This window comes from Streptomyces sp. FH025, assembly GCF_017427025.1.
GTDB lineage: Bacteria > Actinomycetota > Actinomycetes > Streptomycetales > Streptomycetaceae > Kitasatospora.
This window is the reverse complement of sequence record NZ_JAFLNG010000466.1, coordinates 1-6,195: the sequence shown is the minus strand read 5'-3', so window position 1 is coordinate 6,195 and position 6,195 is coordinate 1. Positions and strand designations below refer to the sequence as shown.

Below are 6,195 nucleotides of genomic sequence, written 5' to 3'. Positions count from 1 at the left end.
CAGCGCGGGTCGACCACGGCCTGCGGGTCCTTGCCGCGGCGCAGCCAGGCCTGGAGGCCCTCGGCCCACTGGCGGTACCAGTCGACCTGGCGCCGGTGCAGTTCGGCCGGAGCGACCTGCCCCACCTCGGCGGGGTAGCGCCCGGCCAGGGCGACGGCGACCCGTACGGCGGCCAGCGCGTCGCTGCCGGCCTCGTGCGCGTCGGTCAGCTCCACCCCGTACACCTCGCAGACCCGCTGGAGGGTGCGGGAGCCCTTGCGGTACTTGTCCACGGCCCGGTCGATGACCAGCGCGTCCAGCACCGGCCCGACCGGACGGCCGAGGCGCTCGGCGAGCGTCGCCAGCCCGTACCGGCGCAGTTCGGCGTCCAGCAGCGACAGGTCGAACGGCGCGTTGAACGCCACCACCGGCCGCCCGGCCGCCATCCGCTCGCACAGCGCGGCGGCTATCTCCTCGACCGCCTCCGCGGCCGGCCGCCCCTTGCTGCGCGCCACCTCGTCCCCGATCCCGTGGATCGCCTCCGCCTCCGCGGGAATCGGCACCCCGGGGTCGAGCAGCCAGTGCGCGGCCTCCACCCGGGCGGCCCCGACGGTGTCCACGAGCGCGGCCGTGACGATGCGGTCCACGGCCGGGTCGGTGCCCGTGGTCTCCAGGTCGAAGCCGACCAGTGGCTGCTGCCACCAGCTCATCAGGTGTGTCCTTCCGTCCGACTGTGCGAATCAGCCCCTATCATCACCCGCCCCACCGACAACCCGGCCGACGGGGCCGCCGGTCCGGGCCCCGACGGCCCTAGGCTGTTCCTCGGACCCGACGAAGGAGCCGCCCATGAGCACGCTGCGGACCATCGGAGAGATCCGCGGATCGCTGCCTGGGGACCAGGTCCGGCACTTCGACGCCGAACTCGCCGACACCGACATCGACGCGCTGCCGCAGGTGCTGCACCGCTGGGCGACGCTGGGGACGGACGGCTTCCTGGATTTCCTCCTGACGACGCCCTTCGAAGGGGTGGAATTCGGAGCGCGTTCCTACGACGACCAGGAAGAGCACGAGTGACCTGTCCGCTGGGCACGGGCGTGCTCGCCGAGCGTCAGGACGGCGGGCCCGGCGGGCTCGCGGAGCATCGAGACGTCGATCGGGTCCTGGTGGACGACGGTGAAACCGTGCCGGGCGTAGAGCCGTTGGGCGGCGCTGCCCCGGAGGACGACGAGCCGCACCTGCTCGCCGGCGGCGTCGGCCTCGGCGAGGAGGTGGCGCAGGACGGCGGTGCCGAGGCCCCGGCCCTGGAGGTCCGGGGCCAGGTAGAACATCTCCAGGTGGCGGCCGCCGTGTTCGTCGGGGCGGATGGTGACGGAGCCCGCGAAGGCCCCGTCGACCCGCAGGACGGACGTGTGCCGGGTGGAGAAGGAGGCCCGCACGCGCCGTCGGGAGCGGTCCGGGTCCCAGCGGCCGAGGCGTTCGAGGTCGGCGCGCATGACCTGGGCCTTGAGGTCGGCGATGGGTTCGACGTCCTCGGGGCCGGCGGGTTCCAGGGTCCAGGCGGGGTGGCTGTTCACGGCGCGCAGTGTTCCACCGGCGGGAGCGCCCCGACCAGGGATTTTCTCAGGATACGGGCCGGGAGTCCGCCCAGACGCCCTGGAACTCCTCGCGGTAGACCTCCAGCAGTCCGGGTTCGGTGCCGCCGGGCTGTTGGCCGGCTCCGCCGCGCAGGATCAGTGCGGGGGACTCCATGCCGCGGGAGCGGCGCAGGTAGGGCTGGACGACGCCGAGGTCGCGGCTCTGGCGGCGGCCGCCGGCCTGGCCGGCCGTGCGGGGGCCCTCGACCAGGTAGGCGGTGAAGCGCGGGGTCTCGTCGAAGACGCGGATCTCGAAGCCGGCCTGGTCGTGCAGCCGGGCCCGCACCCGGCGCACGTGCATGATGTTCATCTCGATGGAGCGGGACAACTCGCCGCGCCCGATGCCGAGTTCGCGTTCGCGGCGGCGTACCGCGCTGCTGGCCGGGTTGAGGAAGAGCAGCCGGACCCGGCAGCCCTCGCCGGCGAGGCGCACCAGGCGCTTGCCGGTGTAGTTCTGGCAGAGCATGCCGAGGCCGATGCCGAGCGCGTCCAGGCGGCGGGCGCCGTCGAGCAGGTCCTCGACCGGCAGGTCGCGCTGGAGCCGGACCCGGTCGGCGTGGACCGCGACGACGTCGGCGTACCGGCCGGCGACCAGGGACTCGACGACGTCGGCGGGCACCCCGCCGGCGCCGCCGTCGAGGACGGCGAGCAGCCGGGCGGCGGCGCGTTCGGTCTGGGCCAGGACGGTCTGGGTGAGGACGCGGTTGCGGGAGACCACGTGCCGGGCCACCTCCAGCTCGTCCAGGGCGAGTTCGATCTCGCGCCGGTCGGCGAGGTAGGGCTCGAAGCAGGGCCAGTGCTGGACCATGAGTTCGCGCAGCTGGGGCAGGGTGAGGAAGACCAACGGGTCGTCGTCGGCGGGGTCGAGCAGGTAGCCCTTGCGGCGGCTGATCTCGCGGACGGCGCCGGCCCGGTGGGCCCATTCCTCGCCGGCGGGCCCGGCGGCGGCGGTGACCCAGTCCTCGCCGTGGGTGGGGGCGTAGATGGGGTGCAGCACCTCGTCGACGAGGGAACGCAGCCGCTGTTCGACCAGGTTGAGCCAGACGTAGGCGCGGCCGGACAGCCGGACCCGCTGGTAGGCGTCCTCCCATTCGCCGGCCGACCAGGCGAGGGCGGGGACCTCGACCGGGCCGCCCTGGGCGGGCACCAGCGCGCGGCCGGTCAGGGTGGGGCGCATGACCACCGTGGGCGCCTCGCTGCGGGCGCCGCCCCGGTCGGGGCCGTCGGGCCCGGGGGCTCGGCCGCCGGCGGGGAACACCATGCGCCACCTCATCTGGTTGCTCTCGTTCCGCCCCGGGCCGGTTGACGGATCGTCGACGTGCCGCTGACTGTCGGCCGGGGCGGCGGGACGATCAAGGGTACTGCCCGCCGCGAGGCTCTCGCAGCCGGATGCCGGGTGCCTCCGGAGCCACGGGCGCACCATTGACCCCACTTTTCACATGAATGGCCGCTGGACACCCGTTCGGGCGAACCCCGGTGGTATGTCCCGGCTGTCGGGGAAGGGCTCGGGGAGTATTGCGGGCTGTGCCGTGCGTCACGGCGCGCGGGCGTCGCACATGCCCGGCCGCCCGGCCGGGAAGACCGCGTCCGGGTCCGGGCAGCTTGTCGGACCAGATGTCAGTTTCCGTCTCCGTCAAGGGAGTTGAGAACTCATGCAGGTCTGGCCCGGTACGCCCTACCCCCTCGGCGCCACCTACGACGGAGCCGGCACCAACTTCGCGGTGTTCTCGGAGAGCGCCGACCGGATCGAACTGTGCCTGGTCGGCGAGGACGGCTCGGAGACCGCCGTCGAGCTGCGCGAGACGGACGCCTTCGTCCGGCACGCCTACCTCCCCGGCGTCCAGCCCGGCCAGCGCTACGGCTTCCGCGTGCACGGCCCGTACAACCCGGGCCTGGGCCAACGGCACAACAGCGCCAAGCTGCTCCTGGACCCGTACGCCAAGGCGATGAGCGGGCACATCGACTGGGACGAGTCGGTCTACGGCTACCACTTCGGCGCCCCGGAGCGCCGCAACGACCTCGACTCCGCCCCGCACACCATGCACTCGGTGGTGATCAACCCCTACTTCGACTGGGGCACCGACCACCCGCCGCGCACCGACTACCACCGCACCGTCATCTACGAGGCCCACGTCAAGGGCCTCACCCGGCTCCACCCGGGCATCCCCGAGGAGATCCGCGGCACCTACGCGGGCCTCGCCCACCCCGCGGTGATCGAGCACCTGGCCAAGCTCGGCATCACCGCGATCGAGCTGATGCCGGTGCACCAGTTCGTCCGCGACCACCGGCTGCGCGACCTCGGCCTGTCCAACTACTGGGGCTACAACACCATCGGCTTCTTCGCCCCGCACTCCTCCTACTCCTCCACCGGCGACCGCGGCCACCAGGTGCAGGAGTTCAAGTCCATGGTCAAGGCGCTGCACGCGGCCGGGATCGAGGTGATCCTGGACGTCGTCTACAACCACACCGCCGAGGGCAACCACCTGGGGCCCACCCTCTCGCTGCGCGGCCTGGACAACGTCTCCTACTACCGCCTCGCCAAGGACCGGCGCTTCTACGAGGACACCACCGGCACCGGCAACAGCCTGCTGATGCGCAGCCCGCACGTGCTCCAGCTGATCATGGACTCGCTGCGCTACTGGGTCACCGAGATGCACGTGGACGGCTTCCGCTTCGACCTCGCCGCCACCCTCGCCCGGCAGTTCCACGAGGTGGACCGGCTCTCCTCCTTCTTCGACCTCGTCCACCAGGACCCGGTGGTCTCCCAGGCCAAGCTGATCGCCGAACCCTGGGACCTCGGCGAGGGCGGCTACCAGGTCGGCAACTTCCCGCCGCTGTGGACGGAGTGGAACGGCATGTACCGGGACACCGTGCGCGACCTGTGGCGCGGCGAGACCGCCGCGCTCGCCGACTTCGGCTCCCGGCTCACCGGCTCCTCCGACCTCTACCAGGACGACGGCCGCCGCCCGATCGCCTCCATCAACTTCGTGACCTGCCACGACGGTTTCACCCTGCGCGACCTCGTCTCGTACAACGAGAAGCACAACCAGGCCAACGGCGAGGACAACCGGGACGGCGAGTCCTTCAACCGCTCCTGGAACTGCGGCGTCGAGGGCCCGAGCGCCGACCCGGCCGTCGAGGAGCTCCGGGCGCGCCAGCAGCGCAACTTCATCGCCACCCTGATGCTCTCCCAGGGCGTGCCGATGCTCTCCCACGGCGACGAGCTCGGCCGCACCCAGCGGGGCAACAACAACGCCTACTGCCAGGACAACGAGCTCACCTGGGTGCACTGGCCCGAGGGCGAGGGGCCGCAGGCGCGGCTGCTGGAGTTCACCCAGGGGATGATCTGGCTGCGCCGCGACCACCCGGTGTTCCGGCGGCGGCGCTTCTTCCACGGGCGGCCGGTGTCCGCCTCCGGCGGGTACGACGACCTCACCGACATCGCCTGGTTCACCCCGGCCGGGGACGGGATGACCAAGCGCAACTGGGGCGCCAACTACGCCAAGTCGCTGACCGTCTTCCTGAACGGCTACGCCATCTCCGAGCCGGACCGGCGCGGCGGGCGGATCGTCGACGACTCCTTCCTGCTGATGTTCAACGCGCACTTCGAGCCGCTGGAGTTCACCGTGCCCGCCGGCCACGGCCGGGAGTGGCAGGTCGTGGTCGACACCGCGCAGCCCCGGCTGCCCGCCCCCGGCACCGGGGCGCGGGTCAAGGCCGGGGACGCGCTGTGGCTCACCGACCGCTCGCTGATGGTCCTGCAACGGCCCGCCTGAGTGGCCGCACCGGTCACCTGTTCGGGTCAGCAGCGGGTCTTGGCGGCGGGCCCGGCCGGGTACCTATGGACACATGACCTCCGCCGCCGAGCCCGCGCAGCCCCGCCCGGCCGCCACCGTCCCCTCCTCCTCGTACCGCCTCCAGCTCCAGCCCGCCTTCACCCTGCGCGACGCCACCGCCGCCGTCCCCTACCTGGCCGCCCTCGGCGTCTCCCACCTGCACCTGTCCCCGCTGCTGGAGGCCGCCCCCGGCTCCACCCACGGCTACGACACCGTCGACCACACCCGGATCAGCGAACAGCTCGGCGGCGAGAGCGCCCTGCGCGAGCTCGCCGCCGAAGCGCACCGGCACGGGCTGCGGCTGATCGCCGACGTGGTGCCCAACCACATGGCCGTGCCCGTCCCCGAGCGGCTCAACCGGCCGCTGTGGCAGGTGCTGCGCGACGGCCCCGACTCGCCGTACGCCCGCTGGTTCGACATCGACTGGACGGCCCAGCCGGGCCCCGTCGACGCCCCCGGGCGCGGCCGGGTGCTGCTGCCGCTGCTGGGCGAGCGCCTCGGCGCCGTCCTGGACCGGCTGGAGGTGGACGGCGAGGTGCTGCGCTACGAACGGCACGAGCTGCCGCTGCGGCCCGGCACCTCCGCACTCCCGCTCGACGAACTGCTCGCCCGCCAGTGGTACCGGCTCGCCTGGTGGCGGCTGGCCCGCACCGAGCTCAACTACCGGCGCTTCTTCACCGTCAACGAGCTGATCGCCGTGCGGGTCGAGGAGCCCGAGGTGTTCGCCGAGACCCACGCGGTACTGC

General features: G+C 72.8%; 6 protein-coding genes. 3 read left to right on the top strand and 3 right to left on the bottom strand.

Translation table 11 applies throughout. The annotated features are described in order from the left end of the window. On the bottom strand, positions 1-689 hold a 689-nt coding region (locus J0670_RS26900), incomplete at its 3' end, for an exonuclease domain-containing protein (protein WP_207814264.1). A 136-nt stretch (positions 690-825) separates the two neighbouring features. On the opposite strand from J0670_RS26900, the gene J0670_RS26895 reads away from it, so the two are divergent. Further along, entirely contained in the window at positions 826-1,053 is a 228-nt protein-coding gene (locus J0670_RS26895; RefSeq protein WP_207814263.1) for a hypothetical protein, read from the top strand. Here J0670_RS26895 and J0670_RS26890 read toward each other — a convergent pair. Continuing rightward, positions 1,026-1,553 carry a GNAT family N-acetyltransferase gene (locus J0670_RS26890; protein ID WP_307806709.1) on the bottom strand — a complete coding sequence of 176 codons (528 nt, stop codon included), beginning with the start codon at positions 1,551-1,553 and terminating at the stop codon, positions 1,026-1,028. The two genes, J0670_RS26895 and J0670_RS26890, sit on opposite strands and share 28 nt — an antisense overlap. Before the next feature lie 46 nt (positions 1,554-1,599). Further along, positions 1,600-2,874, bottom strand: a complete 1,275-nt coding sequence (locus J0670_RS26885) for an SAV2148 family HEPN domain-containing protein (protein ID WP_374223174.1) — start codon at positions 2,872-2,874, stop codon at positions 1,600-1,602. 391 nt (positions 2,875-3,265) lie between these two features. On the opposite strand from J0670_RS26885, the gene glgX reads away from it, so the two are divergent. Next, the gene (gene glgX / locus J0670_RS26880; protein WP_207814262.1) at positions 3,266-5,389 is read left to right on the top strand and encodes a glycogen debranching protein GlgX; all 2,124 of its coding nucleotides are present in this window, start codon (positions 3,266-3,268) and stop codon (positions 5,387-5,389) included. Positions 5,390-5,462: 73 nt separating this feature from the next. Beyond that, the coding region (locus J0670_RS26875; protein ID WP_243437573.1) for an alpha-amylase family glycosyl hydrolase at positions 5,463-6,195 on the top strand (733 nt) is incomplete at its 3' end.

What these genes read in the sequence shown, in the direction of transcription:
- glgX (WP_207814262.1), top strand. Translation starts at nt 3,266, where the DNA reads ATGCAGGTCTGGCCCGGTACGCCCTACCCCCTCGGCGCCACCTACGAC.
- J0670_RS26885 (WP_374223174.1), bottom strand. Translation starts at nt 2,874, where the DNA reads ATGGTGTTCCCCGCCGGCGGCCGAGCCCCCGGGCCCGACGGCCCCGAC.
- J0670_RS26895 (WP_207814263.1), top strand. Translation starts at nt 826, where the DNA reads ATGAGCACGCTGCGGACCATCGGAGAGATCCGCGGATCGCTGCCTGGG.